Raw genomic sequence first — 26,216 nt, 5'->3', positions numbered from 1 at the left:
GACAGCACCGCCCCTTCATGCACTATCCCTAACTTGCCATAGCGATCCAAAGCTTCATAATAATTTTTGATCGGCTTGTGCGATGGCTTGAGGCTGAGACTAGGCATATTAAGACTGCATGAGATTTTTATGTGATAACACTACTATAGACTGAGTAAGAAAATAAATGCGATCGCTTCGGTGATGACCTATTAAAGGGACGATCGCCATCTCCCTAATACTTATTCTAAAGTATGGGAAGGCGACAGCAAACAGATCTGTAAACCCACGGGTGTAATGATCGTCACTGCTTCCACTTCAAAAACTTGACGGAGATTTTCAGGAGTGATCACATCTGCCGATCGCCCGATCGCTTTGATCTCACCATGCTTTAACATTGCTAGGCGATCGCTATAGCGCATCGCTAGATTAATGTCATGCAGCACCGTAATGATCGACAACTGCCGCTCTTGATTGAGTGTCTTCAACAGTTCCAATAGTTCTAACTGGTGATGCAAATCCAAAAATGTGGTTGGTTCATCCAATAAGAGAACTTGGGGATTTTGGGCTAAGGTTAAGGCTAAAAAAGCCCTTTGGCGCTCACCGCCTGAAAGCTGCTCGACGGGGCGATCGCTTAATTCTGTAAGTTGAGTTTGGGCGATCGCTGTTTCCACCATTTGCCGATCCTCTGCATCCAGATCCCATTGCCACCAAGGTTGATGGGGCGTGCGTCCGAGGCTGACCAGTTGTCGCACCGTTAAGCCCGATGGAATTGTTTGCTGTTGTGGCAAAATCGCTAACTGCCTAGCCACAAGATTCACTGGTTGTTGATGAATGGCTTTGCCATCCAGTAGTACCGTTCCCGTTTGTGGTGAGAGAATCCGACTACATAATTTCAACAAAGTTGATTTACCTGAGCCATTTGCCCCCACTAAACTCAACCATTCTCCTTTATGGAGAGATAGGGATACATCCTGCAAAATAGTCTGATTGCCATAGCCACCGGCAAGATTTCGTGCCTCTAGCAATGCTTCAGCAAGATTATAGGAATCATGATTATCCATTATTAACCTCTCTGACCGCGCCGATAAAGTAACCAGATGAATAATGGTGAACCTAGCAACGCAGTTACTGCGCCTACGGGTAATTCCACCGTACCGAGTCGCGATAGCAAATCCGCCAGCGTCAGTACCCACGCACCACCGATCGCCGAACATGGCAAAATCCAACGGTAATCAGAACCAACTAGCAATCGCACACCATGCGGCACAACTAAACCGACAAAACCAATTAGTCCCGCCATGCTCACGGCACTTGCCGCCAGTAAACTCGCCACTGCCCCGATCGCTAAACGCGATCGCACAAGCGAAGTTCCCAAACCCGAAGCCATATCATCACCAAGATTAAGCAAATTCAGGGGACGAGCCAATAAACAACCTGCGAATAGAGCAATACCCACATAGGGACCAACATTATTAACCTCAGCCCAGCCGCGCCCATTCAGGCTACCAATCAGCCAATTTAGCGCTGACTGAATCCTGCCATCATCCGCAAGTAAAAGCAGAGTAGTTTGGATTGCGCCAAACATGGAACTAATCGCCACACCCGCCAAGATCAAGCGCTCAACCGATAGTCCTCCGCCCAAGTAGCCAAGGGTATAAACGAGAATAGCCGTGGCGATCGCGCCAATCCAAGCCCCTACAGGAACCAAAGTCTGGGCTACACCGAGAGTAATCATGGCGATCGCCACGAGTCCTGCCCCTGCGGAAATGCCCAACACAAAGGGATCGGCAAGCCCATTTCGCAACATTCCTTGCAATAAGGCTCCCGACATTCCTAACGCCGCACCGACCACCATCGCCGCAATAATGCGCGGTAATCGCAATTCCCAAATGATTGTTTGATTAATCGATTCGCCCTGATGCCAGATCGCCTGCCAAAGTTGCTGACCACTAAGCGGTACAGCTCCTTGACATAGAGAAACAGCCATCGTGATTAGCAATCCGATCGTCAATAAACCTAACGTGGGCAAGAAGCGATCGCGCAGCAAATAATTAAATTTAACTTTCTGATCTAACATTGACTCAAATTAACCTATGGACTCTAATACTAGCTTTTGCGATCGGACTATGCGCTTATGTAACGCCCAGATCTCCGACTTTTTGTATGACTGTCAAAAGTTACCTATGATTGCCAAGAAAAAGTCGGAGATCTCAATCCATATGGGCACAAAATATTATTGTGAATTTATAGTAATTATTAGTAATTTATTGAGGTTATTTGATTGCAAATATCTCTTATAAAACCTTCTTATAAAGTAGAAAACAACCTATCACTAAAGTTTGAATGCAATGTCAAATAGTGATTTTTCCAACTAATCAATCCATCAAGTCTTAGTTGATTTAAAGATCTCGTCATTGTTACCCTAGTCGAGCCAATTGTGTCAGCAATGTCTTGATGCGTGATCTTGAGGTCAATGAAAATACCGCGATCGCAGGGTTTACCAAACTTTTCTGATAACCAAATCAAAAACTTCTTCAACTTGACATCAACCGTGCGGCAATGGGAAATGCTCAGTAAATGTTGGGTTTGGTGGCAATGGGCAATAATCGCACTAGAAGCTTGCTCCCACAAAATCGATGGCAATAATTCTACTTCGACATTACTTAAACATTGAATCTGGTAAGGCTCAAGGGTAGACATGAGGCTACCAATAATATCGCCTTCGCTCCACAGTCCTAAGACAATTTGGTTACCTTCCTCATCCCAAGTCATGGTTCGCACAATTCCTGTTTTAATCTGCCACAAAACATCATTACGCAATGGAATGTATTCATAACGATTGAAATTGTAGATCTTAAGTCCGTGATTGAGAAGGTGTAAAACTTTAGGCGGTGTGATCGAAATTGATAAATGATTGTCAGCTAATTTAACAAATGTGGAATTCATGACTTGAACCTCTATAAATCTCTATATATTTACCTCTGGATCAAGGTCATCAGTAACCAAAAGTTGACCAGATAAGTTAATGATGCGATCGTGAGCAGACTCCCAAGAAACATCGCCATGTTTTTGTTCTCTAATATTTTTTCTTTTCAAAGGCATGGCTTTGAAAGCAAGGTTATTCCGCAGTCGTCAAGACTAGCTGGGGTTTTGGTGAGATGAAATAAGGCTCCTGCTGCTAAAACTGCGGAAGAGATCAAATGAATTACAACAATCACAAAATAGGAATAACTATCAATAATATCTCCTCCTTCATCAACACCAATCCCCAAAGAGGCAAGGTGGGGCAGTAAAATCAAACCTTGGCTACCCATTGGTAGATCGGCTCGATACCAAGAGATTTCATACAAAGTAAATGCACCAGCCCAAAAAGTAATCAGTGCTGCTTGAGCCACATGCGCCACGATAAAAAGACCAGACAGATCGGCAAAACGAGCATTCCCAGCCCACCAATCAGATTTTACGTTAGGGTTTTCAGAGATTTGCATAGCTACCTAGAATCAACAATAAGTTATCAAAAGTTAAGGTTTTGAGATGCAACTAATAGGAATTACTCTCAATAATTTACTTCGTTAATCCTACTAGACAATTCTTTATTGAGAATTACTTTCATTAAAATTCTTAATAAAACTTAATTAATGGCTGTTTTGATGGTGCGGCGAAGCTATGCCACCAAAACATTGGTTCCCCATTAGATCGTAGATCCCTTATCAAATTTGAGTATGATTAAGTTCTTGTCTCTTTTGCTAACTATCTATGCAACTTGCCTCAGAACAACGTACCAAACTTGATAACTCTGATGATGCGCTGTTCTACGACTATCCGCGCTTTGTCACCCATGTAGACGATCGCTTTATTCAGCAACTGACAGAGCTTTATCGTCAGCGATTGCAACCCAATACAAGAATTCTGGATTTGATGAGTAGTTGGGTGTCGCACCTGCCCGAAGATATGGAATTTAGCCATGTAGAGGGACATGGACTTAATGCTGAGGAATTGGCTCGTAATCCACGATTGAATCATTATTTTGTCCAAAATCTCAATCAGCAACAGGTATTACCCTTTGCCGATCAATCCTTTGATGCCGTGTTAAACACCGTCTCCGTGCAGTATTTGCAATATCCAGAAGCTGTATTTGCCGAAATTCATCGCGTTCTTAAAGTTGGTGGAATCGCAATTATTAGCTTCTCAAATCGGATGTTTTATCAGAAGGCGATTCAAGCATGGCGTGATGGGGAAGAAAGCGATCGCACTAAGTTAGTATTCAAGTATTTTGCTTCTGTGCCGAAGGGCTTCTCTCGTCCTGAACTAGTGGCAAATGTGCCACCAAGTTCTCCTTTTTTAGCAATGTTTGGTATGGCTAGCAGCGATCCGTTTTATGCTGTAGTAGCAACTCGTTGCGAACTTGAAAACTAAACCACCAGATTTTTTAAGAGTGGAGCTTTGCTCCACTCTTAAAAAATCTGGGGTTTTAATTTAGCGCAACGCGCTATAGCAATGTGAATTTGGCAAAATAGAATGACTGATGTTTTAATAATTGGCGGCGGGATTATTGGCTTAGCGACAGCGATCGCCCTTTCGCAAAAAGGTGCAAAAGTAACTGTGGTTGAGCGTGATCTTTGTGGACGTGGCGCGACATGGGCGGCGGCGGGAATGCTTGCACCTGAAGCAGAGCGACTAGAAGGCAATCTCCTAGAATTTGGGATTCGCAGTCGGGAAATGTATCCGCAATGGATAGCGAACTTAATGCGATTATCAGGGCAAGATTGCGGCTACTGGTGTTGTGGGATGATCGCTCCAGTTTTAGAAGAAAGCGATCGCCAAGTTATTTCTCAACATCCCAAATATATTAACCGTGAAGAATCTCGCAAGCGTCAATCTGGCTTAGGGGAAGATATTTTAGGTTCTCTCTGGTTACCTGAAGATGGACAAGTTAACAATCGCAAACTTACGCAGGCTTTATTAACGACTGCGCGATCGCTCTCAATTAAAATCCTAGAAGGAACAACGGTCTATCAAATAGTGCGTGACCAAAAGCGTGTGACGCATCTTGATACTAGTGCTGGTAAATTGCAAAGCGATCGCTATGTTCTGGCAACAGGGGCTTGGACGCGATCGCTGCTGCCTTTGCCGATCAAGCCCATCAAAGGACAAATGCTTTCAGTATTTGATGGCGATCGTAAATTGCAAAGAGTAATTTATGCGCCAAGTTGCTATATTGTGCCGCGCCAAGATGGAACCATTGTGATCGGTGCGACAGTTGAGGATAATGGTTTCTCGCATGGTAACACTGCCTCAGGCATTGCTCAATTGTTAAATAGAGCAATTGCCGTATATCCTGCGATCGCTGATATGCAAATCACTGAAACATGGTGGGGATTCCGTCCCCATGCTCCCAATGAAGTTCCACTGCTAGGGAAAAGTGATTATGAAAACCTAATTTTGGCGACGGGACATTATCGTAATGGGATTCTCTTCGCACCAATTACAGCTAAACTAATCACCGATTTTATGGTTGATGGCATAGCCGATTCTATCTATTTGCAGTAACTTAAAAGCCATGCTTCGCATGGCTTTTAAGTTACTAGAATGTAACGCGCTTGTATAAATCTCGCAAACTAATTTCAAAATTTACCGATTCCAGTTTCAGAATTGCATCTTCACCTACATAATCGGATAAAACCCATTTACCATCATTTCGCTTAGTATATTGATCCACACCATAACTGCTTTGATCGATGAGAATATACTCTCTAAAACTAGCAATAGAACGATAAAGCTTAAACTTATTGGCGCGATAGTATTCTCCTGTAGAGTTAGAGAGAACTTCGACAATTAAGCAAGGATTAGTAATCCCTGTCTGTTTCTCATCTGTAAAAATTGGCTGTCCCTCAACCACCATCACGTCAGGATAGGTGTAGCGCTTCTGATCTGGCATCCATAGACGCATATCACTCATAAAGACAGCGTAATCTAAATCTTCTAGAGCTAACAAAATTCGAGCTAGAAACTTAGCAGTCAAAATATTATGATTTGCCGTTGCACCTGCCATAGGTATGATATCTCCGTTGACAAATTCACTTTTAAAATCGGCTTTTTCTTCTAGTTCAAGATATTCATCTACTGTGTAGCGCTTAGTTGTTGCAAGTACCATGAGTTTTTAGCCTCCCAACTTTGATTCAATTATATACGAAGGGCAGAGCCTCGCTCCGACCTTCGTAGTTTTAGAAATTACGATCGCAAGTTGCGATCACCTTATTCCAGATCGCAAAATGGAGTTCTTTATTACGCTTGCGATCGCTTCTAATTTCTAAAACTTGTGTTCCCTTAGCACTCAAAGAACTAGTAAGGCGATCACGAAAATCCTGCCAATCTTGAATGAGCATATGTTCGCAACTATATGCCGAGATAATCGGTGCAAAGTCCAGCCCATGACTTGTACCGAAGAATTCTTCAAAAGTATCTTCAAATTTGGAAATGGGTAGTAAATCAAAAATACCACCTCCATCATTATTGAGCAGAATTACTGTAAGAGAAATATTATATTTTTTAGCTGCCAGCAATCCATTCAGGTCATGATAAAACGCTAGATCTCCACAGATGAGAACCATCGGGTGATCGCATCCCCATGCTGCACCAAGCGCACTTGATAAAGTTCCATCAATGCCATTTGCGCCTCGATTGGCTAAAACTGTAATCGGGCGATCGCTATGGAAAAATGTATCAAGATCGCGAATCGGTGTACTGCTAGCTACATAGATATAAGTATCCGCAGGCAGAATCTCGGCAAGTTCTGCATAAACTTTGCCATCGAACAATTCATCAATTTCTGCAAGAGATTCGGCGATCGCATGTTCGGCGATACTCTCTGCTAGTTCAAAATCTAAGCGCCATTGCTTGTCCTGCCAAATTGGTTGAGCATAATTTTCTAAATAATTGGCTAACTGCAAGCAAAAGCTAACAGGATGAACATTTATCGCTTGAGTAAGTCCGTGGGTCGGATCGCTATTGGTGCTACCAACTACGATTTGCTGACAGCCAATATGCTGCTGTAACCAGAGTAGATAACTTTTAGAAGTTGGCATAGCTCCAAAACGAATCACTATTTCAGGAGCATGAGCCTTAGAGAAATTCGGCGATCGCAAAAAACTATCATAATGTCCAATTTCATCTCGACGATGCGCTCCTGTGGCTTCGATCAGCAATGGATAACCTGTTGCTTTGGCGAGTTTTCGGACAGCATCTAAAAAATCTGTGGGCGCGTCATACACACCCACAACTAATACACCCTTGGGATGACTAATAATTTGATTTGCCATAGCCGCGATCGCATCTGTACCCAGCGATTTTATGCCTGCTATTACTTCACTATAGGCGGCTCCCGATGGATTGCCAAACACGGCTTCTGGACTGCTGAGTGCTAAATCTTCTGGTACATCATTAGCGACAGGAATAGGCGGCATCGGATCGGCAAAGGGGAAGTTAAGATGAACCGCCCCTGCGGGTGTGTCACCTTTACCCGTTGCCATGCTGACAGAACGACTAATCAGCGATCGCAAATAACGCAGTCGAAAGCCGAGAATCTCTGGTGTCCCCACTTCAAAAAAATAGCGAACATGCTTTCCGTAAATATTAATCTGATCGATAGTCTGTCCTGAACCACAATCACGCATTTCTGGCGGGCGATCAGCAGTCAAGACTACAAGAGGAATCTGACTATAATAAGCCTCAATAATTGCAGGATAGTAATTAGCTGCGGCAGTTCCCGATGTACATAGTAGGGCAACAGGAGCCATCCGTACCTTCGCTAAACCTAAGGCAAAAAAGCTACTTGATCGCTCATCAATATGCACCAAAATCTGAAAATCAGGACAGCGATCGCGCAATTCCGCAAAAGCGATTACGAGCGGTGTAGACCTCGATCCAGGAGACACACAAACTGTGCGAACACCTGAGCGATAGAGTTCTTCAGCAACAATACTTGCCCAGAGCGTATTCCGATTGGCAGTATTCATCTGATTACAGTTCCATTCGCACTAAAGTGAATGCTGTAACCTAGTTCAGCTAACATTTGCCGCAAGATCGGTAAGCTCAATCCTAAGACGTTGGTATGACATCCTTCGATTTTATCAATTAGCAATCCTCCCAATTTCTCCAAAGTAAAGCATCCTGCACAGCATAGCGGCTCGCCCGAATCCACATAGCTATCAATTTCCGCATCAGTTACTTCTGAGAAATGGACTTTAGTTACTCCGTATCGTAGAACCGATCGCTCATTGTTAGCATCAATCAAGCAATGTCCTGTATAGAGTTCGCAATAATTGCCGCGCATCTTTTGCCATGTGGCGATCGCCGTTTGCTTAGAGTCGGGCTTGCCGTAAATCATGCCATTGAGATACATGATCGAGTCACAGCCAATAACTAATGCATTCTGTCCTGTAAATTCTGCGGCGATCGCTTTGGCTTTGCACTGCGCCAAGGTCATTACTAATGACGTGGGATCGCTCACCTGAATCGCCTCTTCGTCAAAGTGACTCACTCTGATTACTGGCTTGATACCAGCATTTTCTAAAATGCTCTTGCGTGTGGGCGAAGCGGAAGCAAGGACAAAAATGGGATTGGACATAGGATCTAACAAAGTAAAAAAGAGAGAATATTCAGAATCTGTGCTAACTTTCCTCTTATTTACCCTACCGTATTTTCGTTAGTGATTTCCAGCATTGTCTTCTGACGATGGCTATCAACTTTTCTAGATTGATACTAAAATATACTTAGATTAAAGTTTCTTAATATTTGGGCAATCGTATCGTGCTAATCCAATCAGAATGGCTCAAAAGACTACGAGGGCGCTCGTTTGACCTAGAGTTGGGGGCGATCGCAATAATTTATTTTGTGCAAGGAGCAATGGCAATTTCGCAACTTGCCGTAAGCTTTTTCCTTAAGGATGACTTGGGACTTAGCCCTACGGAAGTTGCCTCAATGGTTGGCATTACGATGTTACCATGGACGGTTAAACCCTTATATGGCTTGATCTCTGATGGCTTTCCTGTCTTTGGCTATCGTCGTCGTCCTTACCTATTGCTATCAAGTTTTCTAGGAATTTTTGCATGGGTAAGCATGAGCTCATGGGTTTCGACTCCTTTTTGGGCGATCGCCATGATTGCGACTGGTTCTTTGTCTCTTGCCTTTTCTGATGCGATTACCGATGCTCTGATTGTCCAACGCGCAAGACTAGAACCAGAAGGCGATGCAGGATCATTGCAGTCCTTTAGTTGGATTGCTTCGTCAATCGGGGCAATCATCTCCGCTTATTTGAGTGGCTATCTATTAGAACATTTTGGCGCGAAATTCGTTTTTGAAATTACAGCGATTTTGCCGCTTTTGGTGGGTATTTCTGCCTTTGCGATCGCCGACCCTCCCATGTCTACAATTTTTATTGTGACTCCTGATCCTGCTCATAATTCCGCCGATGGTACACCATCATCACAGACAGAAACATTCACAAAGCCAGAAAAGCCAGAACAGTTATCGCGAAATTCGCAGATCTGGATGTCGCTCAAGTTTAACTTTATTCAATTGCGTCAAGCCTTTACAAATAAGGCGATTTGGTTGCCAGCCGCTTTCTTATTCTGTTGGCAAGCGTCGCCCAGTGCAGATACTGCTTTCTTCTATTTCACAACCAATGAACTGAACTTTAATCCTGAGTTTCTTGGGACAATCCGATTTTTTGGAAGTTGGGCGGGACTATTAGGTGTATGGCTATTTCAGCGCTTTTTTAGAGGTGTACCAACCCGCAAGATATTCTTCTGGACTACGATTGTCTCGACTGTATTAGGACTTACAAGTTTATTGTTAGTTACTCATGCTAACCGCTCACTTGGTATTGACGATCGCTGGTTTAGTCTTGGTGATAATTTAATTTTGACTGTGGCGGGGCGAATTGCTTTTATGCCTGTGCTAGTGTTAGCAGCGCGGCTATGTCCCGAAGGGATCGAGGCTACTTTATTTGCATTGTTGATGTCTGTGTTGAATATTTCGGCGCTATGCTCATTTCAACTAGGGGCAGGCTTAACTTATCTATTGGGTGTTACTGAATCTAATTTTGATAATTTATGGTTATTAGTTTTAATTGCCAATCTCACCAGTCTTTTGCCCTTACCGCTTTTAAAGTGGTTGCCTGAAGAGAAAAGTATTAAGCAAGAAATTACTCCTCAAGTTCCTGTTATCTCTACCGAAGAAGCACTCAACATATAAAACCCAAAGATAAAGGCGGCGCAAAGCGTCGCCTTTATCTTTGGGTTTTATATGCTAAGTCATAAGAACTAAGAGCGTCACAAAGTGACGTTCTTAGTTCTTATGAACAGATAGTTCTTGATCAATAGTTTGACAGCAATCTTCGACAGTTGCACCACTGAGCATTTTCTCGGCAAGCTTAATTAATACTGAACGCCGATCGCTTAGTAAATTACGGGCATTTAGTAACGCCCAACGCTCTTGAGTCATCGGATTTGGTAAGTGGGAAATGGCTTGACGTAGGCGTTGCATATCATCAATACCACCTTCAGTTTCACCTTCACACATCAGTTGTTCAGCCGCAATACCTGCCATATAGAGAGTACTGTAGCGATCCAGTAAATTTGCCGATAAATTGGTCGATAAATTGCCAGAACTATTCACATCAGTAGTCTCAATTTCTACACCACCTTCGATACCCGTAAAGTTCTCATCAGCTAAAATTTCACTTAACGATCGCCCAACTATACCCGCGATCGCATATTTGACAACTTTAAAACCCAGTACATGCGCGATTAGAAAATGCCCCGCTTCGTGATAAGAAACTCGCTCGCGGTATTTAGGAGATCGCGCCCTTAGCCACGCTTGAGCATAGGCTCCAAATTTCCCTTGCCAAAAGCCAACATCAATCCCCCATATGCTGAGTAAAGTAATGGCGATCGCACTAGGAACAATTGGGGACAAGCCCGCCATCGTCCCTACCAGAGACATCATCGTAATTGTAAATATGGCGATCGCGAGTAAATCTGTGGCATTAACATTCATGGCAAAGTTCAAAAATAAACCCAAGTTTGGGATGTGCTGCACTATGAAGTTGGTGAGGGCGGCTTTGCCGCCCTACAAAAACATTATGGCTTTTTAATAAAGGAACTACTGCGATTGGATTTCTTGTAAAAAGTTGCGAGACTATCATCATCACCCACAAACCGCCAATGCCAAGGCTCATACATTACACCTTGAGGGTTATTGGGCGGGAAAGACATCTCAAATCCATACTTAGCTGCATTACTTTGTAGCCATTGAAAAGCAGCAGTTTTCTCAAAATTGGTAGATAGATTGGCACTTGGAACGGCTGCATCACCTATATCTAGAGCGTAGCCTGTGTGATGTTCACTATGCCCTGGAGGAGCGCTAACCTTGGCGCGTTGGGCTGGCGTTTGATTACGTTGTTTGCTGATGTCAAAAAAGAGTTCTTGCTGCTCAGCGATCGTCCGAAAGCCTGAAATCACCACAAAATCAATCCCATCAGCCTTTGCATCAGCCTCCATTTTAAGATAACTTTTTGCGGCTGCTTCATGGAGACGAATTTCATAACCATCTCCTGCTCTACCAATAGTCCGTAATTTATTTGCAGGAGCCTCACTAAAGGCATGATGACCAAATAAGTCTGGTGGACTGTCAGCATCTTTAGCAATGGCTTCTGGATTTTCGCCAGCGACATTGGCTTTAGCTGTAGGAGTTGAAGTTATAAATGGGGCAACGGTGGGACTTACAGATGGTTGCACTGACACTGATGCAGGTGGAGAACTTTCAACAGGTGCAGTAATTTCTTTGGGTTGATTGATAGCATTAGCGTTCAGGGCGAACCAGATGCGGGTGCTGACAATAGGTGATAAAAAAGCTAAGACTGCTAAACCATATGCCCACCAAGGAACTGACTGTAGCGATCGCGAAATTGAGTTAACTTTTTCAGGCTGCTTTTGAGGCGATCGATTAGGATCACTTACCCTTTGGGCAACAGGGATATCGTTTTGGGTAGGCATAGGTATACAAACGTTTGAAGTTTTAACCAAGGTCAAATATATACTCTCTGTTCCAAAATACCAAAGATATAGCAAAGCAAGTTTTGCTTAGGGCATAAAACCAGAAGACGAGTGGCGGGGCAAAACGCCGCCACTCGTCTTCTGGTTTTTGTTTTGTACTAGTTAACTTTTGCTTTGCTATATATCTATGCTTGCAGTTGTCCGAACCAATAAATTTTCTAAAACTGTTGCGAGGCAACAGTTTTAGAAAATTTATTGGTTCGGGTTTGATTGGACAATTTCGAGAATGTTGCCATCAGGATCGCTTAAAAACAAAATTCTTTGTCCCCAAGGCATAACTTCGGGTGGCGAGATGATATCAAATAGCTTACTTTCTTGAATGCTAAGTTGCCGATCGCATATTTGCTGATAAACCTGATCAAGATCATCAACGGTCATCGATAACAAAAATGGATTACCGCTAATCATCTGCTTGCCACGATCGCCAAATAATTTTGGCAACCAACTGCGATCATAAATGCCAATTTTTAGTCTGCCGCTGTAGCCCTCCACGCCATCAGGTTTGGCAGGTTTGTCAAAGCGAAAACCTAAAATATCACGATAAAAAATCAGCGATCGCGTCACATCTGACACAAATAAAGCAATGTAATCTATTTCCATAAATTTAAGAACGTAAGTGGCGGCGCTTCGCGCCGCCACTTACTTATTTTAAGAATGCAACTAATTCTTCTGCTTTTGACCATGCTGCACCACTTTTGAGAATTTCAGAAGCAAGACTGACACCTTCTGCCCAAGTACTCGCCGCACCACCAATTCGTAAAGCTAAGCCACTATTGAGGGCAACACAATCAGTTTGCGCTTGGCTTCCTTTACCTTGCAAAACAGCCCGTAAAATATCAGCATTTTCCTGAACATTACCACCCTTAAGGCTTTCGATTGGAGCAGGAGTTAATCCTAACTCTTGGGGAGCGATCGCCTCTTCCGTCACCACCCCATCACACAAAAATGAGATATCTGTCAGATCTCCTAAACCTGCTTCATCCATCCCTTCTCGACTATGGAGAACCACAGCTTGCTGGCGATCAAGTAAACGCAAAGCTTCAGCTACGGTATGCGTTAGTTGCTTATTGTAAACTCCTAAAACTTGAGCCGTAGGATGAAGAGGATTGACCAGTGGTCCAATCAAGTTAAATACAGTGCGAACTCCTAAACTACGACGAATTGCACCAACCGCTTTCATGGCAGGATGCCAACTTGGAGCAAATAGGAAGGTAATCCCCACCGCAGGTAAAGCTTCGTAAATTTTTTCTGTGGATGTACCAAGATGAATCCCGATCGCTTCCAAAACATCTGCCGAGCCAGAGCGACTCGAAACCGCCCGATTTCCATGCTTCGCTACGGGAATTCCTGCCGAGGCAACTACAAACGCAACAGAGGTAGAAATATTAAACGTCGATGCACCATCGCCACCCGTGCCACAAGTATCAATCAAAGGTTTAGTGCGATCAACAATATGACCAAATTGATCTTTAAACTTTTGCCCTTCACTCTGAGATTGCAGCACATTCGCCATGGCAGCTAATTCAGAAGCCTCAATCCCCTTAAATTGCAGAGCCGTCAAAATAGCCCCCGATAGCTCTGGGGCGATCGCTCCTTCTAGCCAACCCTGCATCAGCGCTTTAGCCTGTTCGCTCATCAGGGTTTGTCTATCCATAAGCTGCTTTAGCAGTTGTGACCAATTCTGTTCCATAATCTCTTCTCTACAGGTACTGTGTGTTGCTTAAAAGGATACAACGCTTTAGACTTTAGTGCTTTGCCCTGAGATAATCACTAGCAATTTGTGAGGGGTTTCCAGCGCCGAAGGCGCTGGAAACCCCCAAATCGGCTTTTAAAAAACCGATTTTTATAATGAGAATTTCTGGATAATCACCACAATATTTTTATTGAAAGTAGAGCTTTGCATCACTCTCAATAAAAATATTGTAGCTCCCTCGATTTCAGATTCATGAGTTTTCTGTTGACTATACCGCCTTATTCTTTTTATCAAATAGAACCATAAAAGTTTGGACAATCAATTTGAGATCGTACCAAATACTCCAATTTTTACGATACTCAATATCATAGTTAACCACTTCCCCAAAGGTTCTCACATTAGATCGTCCATTTACTTGCCACACACCAGTAATCCCTGGTCTAACATCTAGACGATTCCATTCTGTATAGCGCTCATCATGATACTCAACTTCCAATTCATAGGAGTTAATCTCATCAAAGGTAGGGGGGCGAGTTCCTACTAAGCTCATATCTCCAACTAATACATTCCAAAATTGTGGGAATTCATCGAGACTAGTCTTTCTTAGGAATTTACCAACTCTGGTTACTCGCGGGTCGTCGGCATTCTTAAAAAACTTACCACTTGTAGTTGTATCATCTCCACCAATAATAGGAACAGTTGAACTTGCCTCAACCTGGTTCTCCACCTTGATTTTAAGTTGCTCGGCATTCTTTACCATTGATCGAAACTTCCAAATTTTGAACGGCTTGCTCAATAGCCCACAACGAATTTGCCCAAACAAAACATTACCTTTACTCTCTAGCATAATCGCAAGAGCGATCGGGACAAATAGAATAGCAGTAAAACTTAGCCCAATTAAAGAACCAACTATATCAATGATTCTTTTAATGGGATTACGTACTGAAGGATGCACAGGCACGCTAGGATCGATGTCAATGAAAGGAAAAAGGAATTTGAGAATTGGATAGAAGATTCTTAGTATAGGAATCTTTCTGAGTAGTAGCTGAGTCCGAAATAGCAATAAACCAAACATCGTAATATTACTAACTTTGGTTCTTTGGATGGAATTAGAAAATCTAAACGTGTTACTAGTTGGCTCGACTATAAATAAATTACTAATTGAAGATAAGCCAATCAAAGCACTGACAGCATCACTAACGCTCCATAAGGCTAATTGAGTCTTGTTTGCTGTAGCCATTCGTAGGCAATTGGTTAAAGCGCCTAGCCCCGCACTATCCATAACTGTGGTGTGACTCATATCGATCACAACCTTTTTATAAGATTCATCGATATTACAAATAGATTGAAAATCAAGCAAAAATTCTCTAGCGGTAGAAAATACGAGCCGTTCAGGGCTAAATATAAATGCGACTTCGTCAAAGGTAACTATTGAAGCTTGTTTATAATCCCGATTTTGCTTAGTTTTATCACTAAGACTGTCACTAACTGGGATATAGACAGCTTCGGGATACAAATTCGCGATCGCCTTACTTCTCACCACAATGAGGTCAAGCACTCTTAATTTCATGAGTACCCACGCTGGCAAACCTATTTTTTGAAAGCGCGTTTTCGATTCGATAAAAACGACTTTACTCCCACACAGAAACTTCGCAATTAATAGATAAGGAAGAGAAAAACCTGAACCTGTAGAAATAACTAGATCTGGTTTATAGCGCGGTACGGCTCTAAAAGCTAGAACTAAATTACGAATAATATTTAGTAAATTATCTTTTATAGGAACGTATCCCCAATAACGATTACTATCTTCGATCTCACGCTCAGTGATACTGGTTCGTACTGATATCCATAGACGCTCGTTATAGTTTTCCCAAAAACCTTGGAGGCTTTGCATATAGCGAAAGTATCCTCCCGCAGCACAAACAAGCATCAACTTTTTTTGAGATTTATATCGATCTTTTAAATATTCACATAATTGAGCCTCGGATACTTTAGAGCTTACCGAGGATGTCTGTCGTAATTTGATAAATTTAACTAGATCCCCAGGGGATCTAGCGATCGGAATGCCTCGACGTTCAAAATCATCAGCAACTTCCATTTGATGATTATCAATAAATTCTCTAAACCTATGTAAACGAGGTACAAGAACATAAGGCGTGTCTTTATCTTCTAAAAGTTGGGCAATATCTTCATCACAGTGACTAATGATTAAGTTAGCGCTTTCTACAAAATTCAAAAATTCTTGCTCAGACAAATTTCGATAAGCTTTAGCCCCATCGGGTAAATGTGTTGAAGCCCCATATTGTACTAATACATCTTCGTTAATTAGTTGGTATTTTGACAACAATTCTATCCAATGCATTAGCGCATTAAATTGATATTGTTCTGTCCCAACTGTGATTAAAAGCATGTCTCAAGCCTTACTACATCAAAACTAAACAACTTTCAGCATTTCTAGTATTCTATACCTAGAGAGTTATAGTAACGCTAAAGTTGACTAGCTGAGTCTATCAAACATTACAATAACAAATAAAATAATTGTAAAAGTCTCAAGTTTATGCCAAAAGCTATTTGGAATGGTGTTGTTCTTGCAGAAAGCGATCGCTGCGAAGTGGTGGAGGGTAATCAGTATTTCCCTGCGGATTCACTGAATGTGGAATATTTTAAACCTAGTAATACTCATACAACTTGTGGTTGGAAGGGTGTTGCTAGCTATTACAGTATCGAAGTTAATGGCGAAACTAATAAGGATGCGGCGTGGTACTACCCTGAGCCAAAGGATGCGGCTAAGCAAATCAAAGGCTACATAGCCTTTTGGCGGGGTGTAAAAGTCCAGTCTTAGAAAACAAACGCGCCAAGCGCGTTTGTTTTTATTTGTTTAGAAGCCCTACGCGCTTGGCGCGTGGGGCTTTGTTTTTCATGAGTTAATAGCCTTGATATGAGCTTGGCGAGACGTAGGTGAGTTCACTCGATATATAGCGCTACGGGGTAAGACCCGCAAAATTTCTTCGGTTGTGGTTATACCCGCATTTAATTTATCGATCGCCGCAAGTCGGAATGAATTAAAGTCAATTTCATTAAGATAACGATTCATTTGGGTGATTGTACCTTCATAAATCATTTGCCGAAAAGCATCATCAATATCGATTAATTCAACAATAGCTTCACGCCCAATATAGCCAGTAAAAAAGCATTTCTCACAACCTTTACCTTTACGCCAATGACTGGGATCGATATCTTCGCGTTCTAGTCTCAGGGATTGCAGTTCCGCCAATGTAGGCTGATGGGGCGCGGAGCAATGCGGACAGTTTTTGCGAATTAGACGCTGAGCGACCACACCTAATAAAGCATCACTAATCAATCCTGGATCTGGGCCTAAATCCTTAAGTCGTGGGATGGCGCTAGCAGCATCGTTCGTATGCATTGTGGATAAGACTAAATGCCCTGTGAGCGCAGCCCGCACGACAGTTTCCGCAGTTTCGGGATCGCGGACTTCACCCACCATTACAATATCGGGATCTTGGCGTAAAATCGCTCGTAATCCTGCCGCAAAGGTCATGCCTGCGGGTTCACAAACTTGAGTTTGGGTGATATTTGGCAAGATATATTCAACGGGATCTTCAACGGTGATTACATTGACATGTTCTTGGGCGATCGCTTGCAAACTGGTGTAAAGAGTACTGGTTTTTCCTGAACCCGTAGGACCAGTCATGATGATCAATCCTTGGGGTTGCCGTAGCCAACTATCATAAATTTTGAGAGGGCGATCGCTAAATCCTAAACATTCCAAATGATTAGAAAAAGGGTTGTCACGGGGCAATAATCGAATTACAGCTTTTTCGCCACATACACAGGGTAAGGTACTCACCCGCATATCAAGATTTAGGTGTAGACTTTCATCACTGGTGTATTCTTTGCCAATGCGTCCGTCTTGAGGGCGACGACTATCGGCGATATCCATATCCGACATCACCTTGAGGGCAACAATCATCTTGCGGCTGATTTCGAGAGGTAGGGTTTTGATGTCGCGCAAAATACCATCAATGCGAAAGCGAACTCGTAAACCTGTAGGCGTTGGCTCTAGGTGAATGTCACTAGCACGATGCTGCAAAGCGATCGAAATTAAAGCGTTAATGCGGCGGGTCTGATCTACAGCTTGCGACAAATACAAATCGGTAACTTCACCAATATCTACCTGTTCAGCCTCCCCTGTGAGTGGATTAATCGCCTGTGCTGAATGAATCTGATTAGGATTAGGAATATTTTGATGACGAAACCATTTGCGATAGCTATCGGTAGTAATCTTGATCACTTTGATCTCGGTCAAGGTGCGATCGCTGATCAGCTTGATGTGGTCATCGTTTAGAGTTTTTGGGCTGCCAACATAAAAGCAATTACGCCATAGTAATAATGGAATTACAGGCTGCAATATACTACGGTCTTCAAATACTCGAAAGAAACGGTGAGTTAGATCTTGGTCAAGCCAATCCAAATTCACATTTCCTTCAATATTTACTAGAAATTGTAATGCTTCTTCGCAGGTTGCAATGTTGCCATGACGCAGTCTTTTCCAGACTGATTCCCCTACTGACTGCTCAGATGTTTGACTCATATTTTATAAGCTCTGTGTTAGAAGCTTTCCCTATTTTAATAATAAGGGCTTTGCCCTAATCACAAAATGGCAGCGCCATTTTGTGATCTTCAAACCATTACTGGGTTGGTTTTTTAATTCATTTGGTCGTATTTTTTATTGAACATTTTTTTAGCTTGATCGTAAATCTCGACTGTAATTGGCGAGAAACTATTATCTTGAGCATATTTTTCAATCTTTTTACGGGCGAAAGGACGCACAAAAAAAGGAATATCTTTTAGCTTAGCTTCAGCTTCAGCAGTCCATACAATCTTGTCGCTCATTGATTTTTATAGTCTATTTGGATTTTTAGTTTTACTTAAAGTTTAACCTAGCGATCCGCGATCGCCACTCTAAAAACCAAAAGGATAGTTGTGGCTTTGCCACAACTATCCTTTCATAACTAAATCTTCAAATCTATAGCAAAAAAAGAGTTAGCTAGTACAAACCAAAACCACAGAATCGAGTGGCGGCACGAAGCGCCACCACTCGATAGCAAAACTTGCTTTGCTATAGCTGTAGTCAAGTGTATTAGGCCAAATAGTGTGAGGCGGCGCGAAGCGCCGCCTCACACTATTTGGGTTTTATGTCCTAACAAGAATGGCGACAGCTATATAAGATTGAATCGAGATCCTTGTCTGCTTCCAAATTTGTCTTTTGAGTTATTGCCAAGTACCCAGAATCTCCAAGGTTTCATCGCACCAATCGATCCAACCTTTTTCAAAGTTAATCCCTCGTCGGAGTGTTAAATAGGCAAAACGAGACTCTTTAGGACAATCTTGAGGTGAACTAAAAAAGTTACGCTCGATCGCTTGATAAATTTCCAGTTGTTGTTGATGTAGTTGGCGATGATCTTTGATTTTTTGGGCGATCGCCTCTTCAGGGATTAAATACCCAGCATAAATTTTAAGCAAAAACTCATCTTTTACAGGTGCAACGTCACTAGATTGCAGTAGCCATATTTTTAGATGCGACAAACCTAAATCTGTAACTGAAAATATTTTTTTGTCTGGTCGTCCCTCTTGGGCGATCGCTTCGGCAGAGATAAGACTTTGCTGCTCTAGTTTGGTTAGCTCTCGATAAATCTGCTGGTGAGTAGCTTGCCAGAAAAATCCCACCGATCCATCAAATTGTTTGGCGAGGTCATAACCACTTTTCGGTTCCTGAACCAGTGAAACCAAGAGAGCGTAAGCAAGGGACATGTTTTTTGAAATTAACGATAATCAGGGTTGACATATGCACTTAGTTGAGTATACATTATTGAATATATTCAACTAAGTGCATATTAGCTTAGTTGAATACTACAGACAATTCAAAAAACAGGGCTTCGACTTCGCTCAGCCGACGGTACAAGCTGGCTGAGCGAAGTCGAAGCCCTCCACAAACTATTGAAGATTGCCATATCACTATCTTGTTACAGGAGACTCAAATCATGAACGCTTCTCGGGACGGACTTCACGTTATTTTTGGTACAGGTGCATTGGGCATGGCGATCGCCCATCAACTGATCGCGCAGGGCAAAAAAGTGCGAATGGTCAATCGCCATAATCAAGTACAGTTGCCTCAAGGAATAGTGCTAGAGATTGGTGATGCAACTAATCCCAGCTTTACGCAGAGAGTTTGCCAAGGTGCAGAGGTGATTTATCACTGTGCGGGGCCAAAGTATAACTTCAAAGCTTGGGTTCAGGAATTTCCACCATTGCAGCAAGGAATTCTCGCTGGGGCGATCGCTAGCGGCGCGAAGTTGATATATGGCGATAGTCTCTATGGCTACGGCAAGGTCAAAGAACCAATGCATGAAGATCTTCCCTATACAGCGCATACCAATAAGGGCAAAATGCGGGCGGCTCTTGCGGAAACCTTGATGTCGGCTCATCGTGAAGGCAAAGCCAAAGTAGCGATCGCCAGATCCTCTGATTTTTATGGTGAAGGTGTTCTCAATTCTGTATTTGGCGATCGCGTGTTTATTCCTGCAATTCAAGGCAAAACAGCAGAAGCGATCGGGAACTTGGATTTGCCCCATACCTATACCTATATCCGAGATTTTGCTAGAGCGATGATCATTTTGGGAGAGCGTGACGAGGCGATCGGGCAAGTCTGGCATGTGCCTAATGCACCAACAATCTCCACAAGGGAAATGTTGAATATTCTCTTTGAGGAATTGGAATTGCCAGCAAAAATGAATGGCATGGGCAAATTGATGATGCGAATCGGTGCTGTTTTTATTCCTGAAGCTGCGGAATCAATCGAGATGATGTATCAGTTTGAGAATCCCTTTGTTGTTGATAGTTCTAAGTTTGTCAGGGTCTTTGGTGATATTGCCACACCGCATCGTGAAGCAATTCGCCATACAATTGCGTGGTATCGCCAACATCTTTTGGCGCAAGACAGTTTAAAACAAGGTTTTAGAATGTATGAACAACCAAATCTCACAACTAATTAACAAACATAATTTAGGTCTGTTTGCCGATCGCATCGAATCAGAAATCAAGCCAGCTATTCATGTTTCCAAAGTGGATTTTCAAGAAGGCGTAATTGGTATTTCTCGCTTTGGTGGTTTACCTGATGTGCCAGCAGATTTTCAATGGGTGTTATGGCAAGAACGTCCGCTTAGCTTTTTAGCTCAGATCAACTGTGCGGACTTACAGGGCTTTGGTTCTGCAAAGGATCTACCGAATTCTGGAATGCTTTACTTCTTTTACGATGCGATCGAGCAACCTTGGGGGTTTGATCCAAGCGATCGGGGAAGTTCTGCAATTATTTATCATCCTTCCACTGACAATCTAATTCCGTCTTCATTGCCAGAAGGTGCAGACATCGACAATGGCTGGCTATTCTCTCCTTATGCTCTGCAATTTCGTGAAGTATTATCTCTACCTAGCTATGATTCTTTAGCATTTGAGCAAATGGCGATTCCTCAAGATAGTTTAGATAATTATCTAAACCTAATTGAAGATGTTGGCAAAGTGATGTCAGGAGATGCACCAATGCATCAGTTTTTTGGACATTCAGCGAATATTCAAGGAGATATGCAACTAGAATGCCAACTTACTTCCCAAGGGCTTAACTATGGTGATGCAAGTGAAAACAATGATCTGATTGCTAAAGACTTGGAGGCTAGTGCTTCTGATTGGGTGCTTCTACTTCAGTTAGATTCTGATGACGATGTAGAGATGATGTGGGGAGATATGGGAAGGCTCTATTTCTGGATTCGAGAATCATCACTTCCATCAAAACGATTTGATGAATTATGGACTATTCTCCAATGCTATTGATGAACTAAACCCAATTGATGAACCCATCACTATGACTATCATCGATCCTAATCAATTACCTAGCCGCACAGGTTCTAACTATCCCGATCGCTTCAAACCAGTAGTTTCTGGACGTGAAAAAAAGCGTTTAGGTGAGGCAACAGGACTAAAAAACTTTGGTGTAAATTTGACCACCCTGTCCCCAAAATCTCGATCTGCTCTGCGTCACTGGCACACCAAGCAAGATGAGTTTATCTATGTATTATCAGGAGAGCTAACCCTGATTACCGAAGCTGGAGAATCAATTTTACAAACGGGACAAGCGGCGGGATTTCCTGCGGGTGAGGCTAATGGGCATTGTCTCTATAACCATAGTGACGAAGTTGCTACTTATCTAGAAATAGGCGATCGCACTCCTGATGATTCCGCAACCTATCCCGATGATGATCTGATTGCGATCGCTTCAGAGCAAGGCTGGCAATTTACCCATAAGAATGGAATTCCTTATCTCTCTTAATCACTGATGTTACGTGGAACGCACATGATGAATCTCTTGCTGGTAGCGAAGCAGGGCAACCACGGGGGGATTGCCCCTACTCCAAAATTCAAAGATTCTCGTAGGGGCTGTGCCCCCGTGGTTGCCCCAAACCTATGCCATTATAGGAATTCCTTCCACGTAACATCAATTAATCAATAGAAATTTATTCATTGGAGAATATCATGACTACAACTACTCAAAGACAAACATCTTGGGCAAAGGCGATCGCGAAACCAGCTACAGAATTCCCGCTCACCCAACTCTCAACTATTTCTGGCAAGATTCCTGAATCTCTTAAAGGTTCTCTTTATCGTAATGGTCCTGCACGATTAGAACGTGGCGGATTAAAAGTGGGACATTGGTTTGATGGTGATGGTGCAATTCTTGCCGTACATTTTGCAGAAGGACAAGCTCGTGCTACCTATCGCTATGTGCAAACTGAAGGATATTTAGAAGAAGAACGCGCCAATAAATTAATTTATGGCAATTACGGCATGGTTGCCACTGGTTCGTGGCTACAACGTTTCGGTAAGTCATCTAAGAATGTGGCGAATACTTCCGTTTTAGCATTACCCGACAAGCTACTTGCCCTTTGGGAAGGGGGCTTACCCCATGCTTTAGACTTAGAGACTCTCGAAACCTATGGTTTAGAAAATCTAGAAGGACTGGAAAATCGGTTGCCTTATTCGGCTCATCCGAAGCGTGATCCTCTTACAGGCGAGATTTTCAATTTTGGACTTTCCTATGGAAAGAATGCGACGTTACATATTTACCGTAGCGATCGCACAGGTAAGCTGCTAAAAAAGAATCAGGTAACTTTGCATGGAATACCAATGATTCATGACTTTGTACTAGCTGGAGATTACCTGATCTTTTGCGTACCACCTTTGCGGATGAATCCATTTCCTGTATTGCTAAACTTACAGAGTTACAGCGAGTCATTGCAATGGAAGCCCCAAGAAGGGACTGAAATTTTAGTATTCAATCGTCATAATCTTGAATTGGTTAGTCGTAACGTTGCTGAGCATTGGTTTCAATGGCATTTTGGTAATGGCTATAGTGATCGCGATGGCAATGTAGTCTTTGATTTAATCCGCTATCCTGATTTCACCACCAATCAATTTCTTAAAGAAGTTGCCTCTGGACAAACTAAAACCAAAGCCAAAGGCACTCTCTGGCAAATGCGACTCGATCCGCAAACAGGTGAATTTCTCGAAGCTTCGCAATTGCTAGATCGCGGTTCTGAGTTTCCTAGTGTGGCTCCTGCTGAAGTTGGTCAAAACTCTCGCTACACCTATCTCTCAATTCAGCGTCCTGATGCGGTGATTAATCAAGAGCTATTTGGAGCGATCGCTCGTTACGATTACCAAACGCATACTCTCATCGAAGCTGATCTGGGTGCAAATTGCTATCCGATGGAGCCATTATTTGCCCCTGATTCCAGCAATCCCGATCGCGGTTATGTAATTACAGTTGTGTTTGATGGCGATCGCCAATGTTCAGAAGTATGGGTATTTGATAGCGATCGCCTAGATTCCGAACCGATTTGTCGTTTAGCTCTGCCCAGTATTGTGCCAATGGGCTTTCATGGTACTTGGCGATCGTAGCAAGCAAAAAAAGAGGTGCAAAGCACCTCTTTTTTTGCTTAGTATATAGAAGCGGTGGCGACGCGAAGCGCCGCCACCGCTTCTTAGGTTTTAAGAGTAGCTATAGCTACTCTTGGCGTTGCCAATTTTGACGATAGATTAGCTCTAACTGATTGCCAAACTTCATAAATAGCTTGCTTTGCTGATCTTGGAGAGCCAAAAATAAACGGTGAAATGCCGAAGCAAAAATGGCAATAATTAGCCCTGCCGCAGTCGTAATTAACGCTTCAGCAATACCTTCGGTTAGTGAACCCGACTTCGCATTAGCCGCAACATCACCAATTTTCAGAGAACCAAAGGAAGCAATCAGCCCTGTTACAGTTCCTAGCAGCCCCAACAAAGGCGCGAGTGTAATTGCTGCTTCTAGTAATTTTTCACCCTTGAGCATTCCTGATAGTTCTTCATCAGCCTTACTTTCAAGCGCGAGGCGAAAAAGCTCAGGTTCAGGATTTTCTAAAGCTAGAGGAGCATGTAAAAACCTTGCCACAGGGACTTTTAAGGACTGCTCAGCCGCCACTGCGGCGAGTTTTAAATCTTGACGAGCGATCGCCAAAATATTCTCAGCAGTTTTTTGTTCTTGCTTAATGATGTCGAACCAAAAAATTAGCCTCTCCATGATCCCAGCCAAAGCAAACACTGATAGCGCTATGAGTGGGTACATGATCGGCCCACCCGCCTTGATCAACTCAATCACTGGGGTTCGACTCCTTTTCTTCACGTTCACGGCTGAGTTGATTGATGAGAGACAGCACCTTCACACCACGTTCAAAGGAGCGATCTTCATGGAAGACAACTTCAGGCACACGGCGCAAGGCTAGTCTTTGACCAACTTCACGTTTGATAAACCCCGTAGCTGAGGCTAAGGCTTCCATAGTTTGCTGTCTTGCTTCTTCAGTACCGTAAATACTGACAAAAATTTTCACATGTTGGAGATCGCCTGATAGTTCGGCATCGGTGACACTGACCATGCCCATACCTACGCGATCGTCTTTAATATCTTTGAGCAACATATTGCTGACTTCTCGCTTAATTAATTCAGCAACACGCGCAACTCGTCTTGTAGTAGCCATAGATTTGTACTTATCACAGTAAACTTTAAACTTTAATTTTTGAAATTGCGCCCTTTACCCCTCCCTAGCCCTCCCCTTGCAAAGGGGAGGGAACAAAATTTCTAGTCTTCCCCCTTGGCAAGGGGGAATTAAAGGGGGTTTTGGGACTTGTGTATACAGAGTAGCCCCATAGTAGAGGGGCTAGAGGTGAGGGCTTAGAACCTCTGATCATAGACTGTCGTAATGCCGACAATCTTGGCAGGGACCACTAGGATTGATCGCACAGCGAATATATGGCGATCGCGCATTGTATTTGCAACTAACCTTGCCAATCACATAACCAAACCCATCAATGCAGGTCATATCGGCGGGTGGCAAGGCTTTTAGGCTTAGGGTTATAGGAGTTGCATTTACTGTTGTATTTACAGCCGAATTTATTTGCCGATAGTGAGCTTGGGTACGATGAAGTATCCACAGAGACAAGATTGGTGGCGCTACACCCACTAATAAGATGATGACGATATCTAACATATTGCTGAACATGGTGATATTTCAACATGTGGCGAAGTTGCGGCTCGGAATCGAATCTGGGTGAGAAGAGCTTCTAAGCGATGTCTAGTCCTAGCATAGCTCTTAATACTAGTGATACGCCAATAAATCCACTAACGATCGCGGTAATCATGGCGATCGCGGTTACTGGTTGTTTAAGTAATGGAATAATTGGGGCAATCACCACAGACAAAACGCCGCCAATGATGAGGACTAAAAATTGGGGATAGCGGAGCAAATTTTGGATAAAGTTTTTCATAGGTTTTCGGATCTACAAGATGGACAGCGATCAAATGGTGTACATCTTGTTGGATATAGGGCGAAGTTTTAATTTTTTGGTAGTTTAGTTAAATACATTATCCGACAAAAGCTTTGATATAAGTAGGTCATCAAAAGAAACCTGTAAATGAACAGCTCCCCGACTTTTTCTGAGCAAGCAAGGACTATTTGCAACTTTGCAAAATAAAGTCAGGAATCTTAGACCATCGCTTTTTAAGTTTTCTTCTTATGTATAGCGTTTATCAGTCTAGTGAAGTACGGGTTTGTTTCCCCGCCTTCGGCGGGGAAACAAACCTTTGTACCTCGCTTACTTGAAAAACGCTATATAGCTTTAACATTGCAAATTCCTTTATATAGCAAAGCAAGTTTTGCTTAGGACATAAAACCCAAGAAGCGCCGCTACTCGCTTCTTGGGTTTTGGTTTGTACTAGCTAACTCTTTTTTTGCTATAAATCAAATTAAAAATTTACGTTTCCAGAA

Annotated in this window: 28 protein-coding genes; 8 read left to right on the top strand and 20 right to left on the bottom strand. The window is 42.8% G+C overall.

Features of this window, described 5'->3' with window-relative positions; translation table 11 throughout:
* Positions 1-221: 221 nt before the first annotated feature.
* The 5 genes from H6G05_RS16430 to H6G05_RS16415 form a co-directional block, all read right to left on the bottom strand.
* Entirely contained in the window at positions 222-1,043 is an 822-nt protein-coding gene (locus tag H6G05_RS16430) for an ABC transporter ATP-binding protein (protein WP_190579421.1), read from the bottom strand.
* A gap of 2 nt (positions 1,044-1,045) precedes the next feature.
* Positions 1,046-2,059 carry a FecCD family ABC transporter permease gene (locus H6G05_RS16425; RefSeq protein WP_190579419.1) on the bottom strand — a complete coding sequence of 338 codons (1,014 nt, stop codon included), beginning with the start codon at positions 2,057-2,059 and terminating at the stop codon, positions 1,046-1,048.
* Between the two features lie 230 nt (positions 2,060-2,289).
* Positions 2,290-2,928 carry a Crp/Fnr family transcriptional regulator gene (locus H6G05_RS16420; protein ID WP_190579417.1) on the bottom strand — a complete coding sequence of 213 codons (639 nt, stop codon included), beginning with the start codon at positions 2,926-2,928 and terminating at the stop codon, positions 2,290-2,292.
* A 21-nt stretch (positions 2,929-2,949) separates the two neighbouring features.
* A complete protein-coding gene (locus H6G05_RS25650) occupies positions 2,950-3,078 on the bottom strand; it encodes a hypothetical protein (RefSeq protein ID WP_277874768.1) in 129 nt (42 codons plus the stop codon).
* Positions 3,075-3,470, bottom strand: coding sequence for a hypothetical protein (locus H6G05_RS16415; protein WP_322096378.1), 396 nt, complete (start codon positions 3,468-3,470; stop codon positions 3,075-3,077). Before H6G05_RS16415 ends, H6G05_RS25650 begins: the two co-directional genes overlap by 4 nt.
* A 268-nt stretch (positions 3,471-3,738) precedes the next feature.
* Between H6G05_RS16415 and H6G05_RS16410 the strand changes: the two genes are divergently transcribed.
* Both H6G05_RS16410 and thiO read left to right on the top strand, forming a co-directional pair.
* Entirely contained in the window at positions 3,739-4,398 is a 660-nt protein-coding gene (locus H6G05_RS16410) for a class I SAM-dependent methyltransferase (protein WP_190579415.1), read from the top strand.
* A 102-nt stretch (positions 4,399-4,500) separates the two neighbouring features.
* Positions 4,501-5,532, top strand: a complete 1,032-nt coding sequence (thiO, locus tag H6G05_RS16405; protein WP_190579413.1) for a glycine oxidase ThiO — start codon at positions 4,501-4,503, stop codon at positions 5,530-5,532.
* Between the two features lie 34 nt (positions 5,533-5,566).
* Here the strand turns inward: thiO and H6G05_RS16400 are convergent, their stop codons facing one another.
* From H6G05_RS16400 to H6G05_RS16390, 3 genes are all read right to left on the bottom strand, one after another.
* Entirely contained in the window at positions 5,567-6,136 is a 570-nt protein-coding gene (locus tag H6G05_RS16400; protein WP_190579411.1) for a Uma2 family endonuclease, read from the bottom strand.
* 70 nt (positions 6,137-6,206) lie between these two features.
* A complete protein-coding gene (gene menD / locus H6G05_RS16395; protein ID WP_190579409.1) occupies positions 6,207-7,997 on the bottom strand; it encodes a 2-succinyl-5-enolpyruvyl-6-hydroxy-3-cyclohexene-1-carboxylic-acid synthase in 1,791 nt (596 codons plus the stop codon).
* A complete protein-coding gene (locus H6G05_RS16390; RefSeq protein ID WP_190579407.1) occupies positions 7,994-8,608 on the bottom strand; it encodes a nucleoside triphosphate pyrophosphatase in 615 nt (204 codons plus the stop codon). The genes menD and H6G05_RS16390 overlap by 4 nt, the downstream gene beginning before the upstream one ends.
* Positions 8,609-8,790: 182 nt before the next feature.
* Between H6G05_RS16390 and H6G05_RS16385 the strand changes: the two genes are divergently transcribed.
* A complete protein-coding gene (locus tag H6G05_RS16385) occupies positions 8,791-10,236 on the top strand; it encodes a folate/biopterin family MFS transporter (protein WP_190579405.1) in 1,446 nt (481 codons plus the stop codon).
* 93 nt (positions 10,237-10,329) lie between these two features.
* Here H6G05_RS16385 and H6G05_RS16380 read toward each other — a convergent pair whose 3' ends face one another.
* The 5 genes from H6G05_RS16380 to H6G05_RS16360 all read right to left on the bottom strand — a co-directional run bounded on the left by H6G05_RS16380 (position 10,330) and on the right by H6G05_RS16360 (position 16,201).
* Positions 10,330-11,040, bottom strand: coding sequence for a hypothetical protein (locus H6G05_RS16380; protein WP_190579403.1), 711 nt, complete (start codon positions 11,038-11,040; stop codon positions 10,330-10,332).
* Between the two features lie 83 nt (positions 11,041-11,123).
* The gene (locus H6G05_RS16375) at positions 11,124-12,038 is read right to left on the bottom strand and encodes a M15 family metallopeptidase (protein ID WP_190579401.1); all 915 of its coding nucleotides are present in this window, start codon (positions 12,036-12,038) and stop codon (positions 11,124-11,126) included.
* A gap of 252 nt (positions 12,039-12,290) precedes the next feature.
* On the bottom strand, positions 12,291-12,698 hold the full coding sequence (locus tag H6G05_RS16370) for a VOC family protein (RefSeq protein ID WP_190579398.1): 408 nt from the start codon (positions 12,696-12,698) through the stop codon (positions 12,291-12,293).
* 43 nt (positions 12,699-12,741) lie between these two features.
* Positions 12,742-13,788: an anthranilate phosphoribosyltransferase gene (trpD, locus tag H6G05_RS16365; RefSeq protein WP_190579396.1), complete on the bottom strand. Its 1,047-nt coding sequence runs from the start codon at positions 13,786-13,788 to the stop codon at positions 12,742-12,744.
* Positions 13,789-14,059: 271 nt separating this feature from the next.
* On the bottom strand, positions 14,060-16,201 hold the full coding sequence (locus H6G05_RS16360) for a sugar transferase (protein WP_190579394.1): 2,142 nt from the start codon (positions 16,199-16,201) through the stop codon (positions 14,060-14,062).
* Positions 16,202-16,348: 147 nt separating this feature from the next.
* On the opposite strand from H6G05_RS16360, the gene H6G05_RS16355 reads away from it, so the two are divergent.
* Entirely contained in the window at positions 16,349-16,633 is a 285-nt protein-coding gene (locus H6G05_RS16355) for a DUF427 domain-containing protein (protein ID WP_190579392.1), read from the top strand.
* 75 nt (positions 16,634-16,708) lie between these two features.
* Here H6G05_RS16355 and H6G05_RS16350 read toward each other — a convergent pair whose 3' ends face one another.
* The 3 genes from H6G05_RS16350 to H6G05_RS16340 form a co-directional block, all read right to left on the bottom strand.
* Positions 16,709-18,403, bottom strand: a complete 1,695-nt coding sequence (locus H6G05_RS16350) for a GspE/PulE family protein (RefSeq protein WP_190579390.1) — start codon at positions 18,401-18,403, stop codon at positions 16,709-16,711.
* Positions 18,404-18,516: 113 nt separating this feature from the next.
* Positions 18,517-18,705 carry a PCP reductase family protein gene (locus H6G05_RS16345; RefSeq protein WP_190579388.1) on the bottom strand — a complete coding sequence of 63 codons (189 nt, stop codon included), beginning with the start codon at positions 18,703-18,705 and terminating at the stop codon, positions 18,517-18,519.
* A gap of 378 nt (positions 18,706-19,083) precedes the next feature.
* A complete protein-coding gene (locus H6G05_RS16340; RefSeq protein ID WP_190579386.1) occupies positions 19,084-19,623 on the bottom strand; it encodes a PadR family transcriptional regulator in 540 nt (179 codons plus the stop codon).
* 230 nt (positions 19,624-19,853) lie between these two features.
* Here H6G05_RS16340 and H6G05_RS16335 point away from each other — a divergent pair, with 230 nt between their 5' ends.
* From H6G05_RS16335 to H6G05_RS16320, 4 genes are all read left to right on the top strand, one after another.
* A complete protein-coding gene (locus tag H6G05_RS16335) occupies positions 19,854-20,864 on the top strand; it encodes an NAD-dependent epimerase/dehydratase family protein (protein WP_190579384.1) in 1,011 nt (336 codons plus the stop codon).
* The gene (locus H6G05_RS16330) at positions 20,836-21,696 is read left to right on the top strand and encodes a YwqG family protein (protein WP_190579382.1); all 861 of its coding nucleotides are present in this window, start codon (positions 20,836-20,838) and stop codon (positions 21,694-21,696) included. The genes H6G05_RS16335 and H6G05_RS16330 overlap by 29 nt, the downstream gene beginning before the upstream one ends.
* Positions 21,665-22,192: a cupin domain-containing protein gene (locus H6G05_RS16325; protein ID WP_277874767.1), complete on the top strand. Its 528-nt coding sequence runs from the start codon at positions 21,665-21,667 to the stop codon at positions 22,190-22,192. The genes H6G05_RS16330 and H6G05_RS16325 overlap by 32 nt, the downstream gene beginning before the upstream one ends.
* A gap of 203 nt (positions 22,193-22,395) precedes the next feature.
* Entirely contained in the window at positions 22,396-23,820 is a 1,425-nt protein-coding gene (locus H6G05_RS16320; protein ID WP_190579380.1) for a carotenoid oxygenase family protein, read from the top strand.
* 106 nt (positions 23,821-23,926) lie between these two features.
* Here H6G05_RS16320 and H6G05_RS16315 read toward each other — a convergent pair whose 3' ends face one another.
* The 4 genes from H6G05_RS16315 to H6G05_RS16300 form a co-directional block, all read right to left on the bottom strand.
* Positions 23,927-24,520, bottom strand: a complete 594-nt coding sequence (locus H6G05_RS16315) for a MotA/TolQ/ExbB proton channel family protein (protein ID WP_199310595.1) — start codon at positions 24,518-24,520, stop codon at positions 23,927-23,929.
* Positions 24,521-24,545: 25 nt separating this feature from the next.
* Positions 24,546-24,929 (bottom strand): 30S ribosome-binding factor RbfA, encoded by a 384-nt coding sequence (rbfA, locus tag H6G05_RS16310; RefSeq protein ID WP_094528551.1) that lies wholly within the window; start codon positions 24,927-24,929, stop codon positions 24,546-24,548.
* Between the two features lie 207 nt (positions 24,930-25,136).
* Positions 25,137-25,451 (bottom strand): DUF6464 family protein, encoded by a 315-nt coding sequence (locus tag H6G05_RS16305; protein ID WP_199310593.1) that lies wholly within the window; start codon positions 25,449-25,451, stop codon positions 25,137-25,139.
* Between the two features lie 61 nt (positions 25,452-25,512).
* Positions 25,513-25,716 carry a DUF751 family protein gene (locus tag H6G05_RS16300; protein ID WP_190579376.1) on the bottom strand — a complete coding sequence of 68 codons (204 nt, stop codon included), beginning with the start codon at positions 25,714-25,716 and terminating at the stop codon, positions 25,513-25,515.
* Between the last annotated feature and the right edge of the window lie 500 nt (positions 25,717-26,216).

It is taken from the genome of Phormidium tenue FACHB-1050, assembly GCF_014696925.1.
GTDB lineage: Bacteria > Cyanobacteriota > Cyanobacteriia > Pseudanabaenales > Pseudanabaenaceae > Pseudanabaena.
Note: the sequence above shows the minus strand (reverse complement) of the source record. Positions and strands in the feature narration are given on the sequence as shown.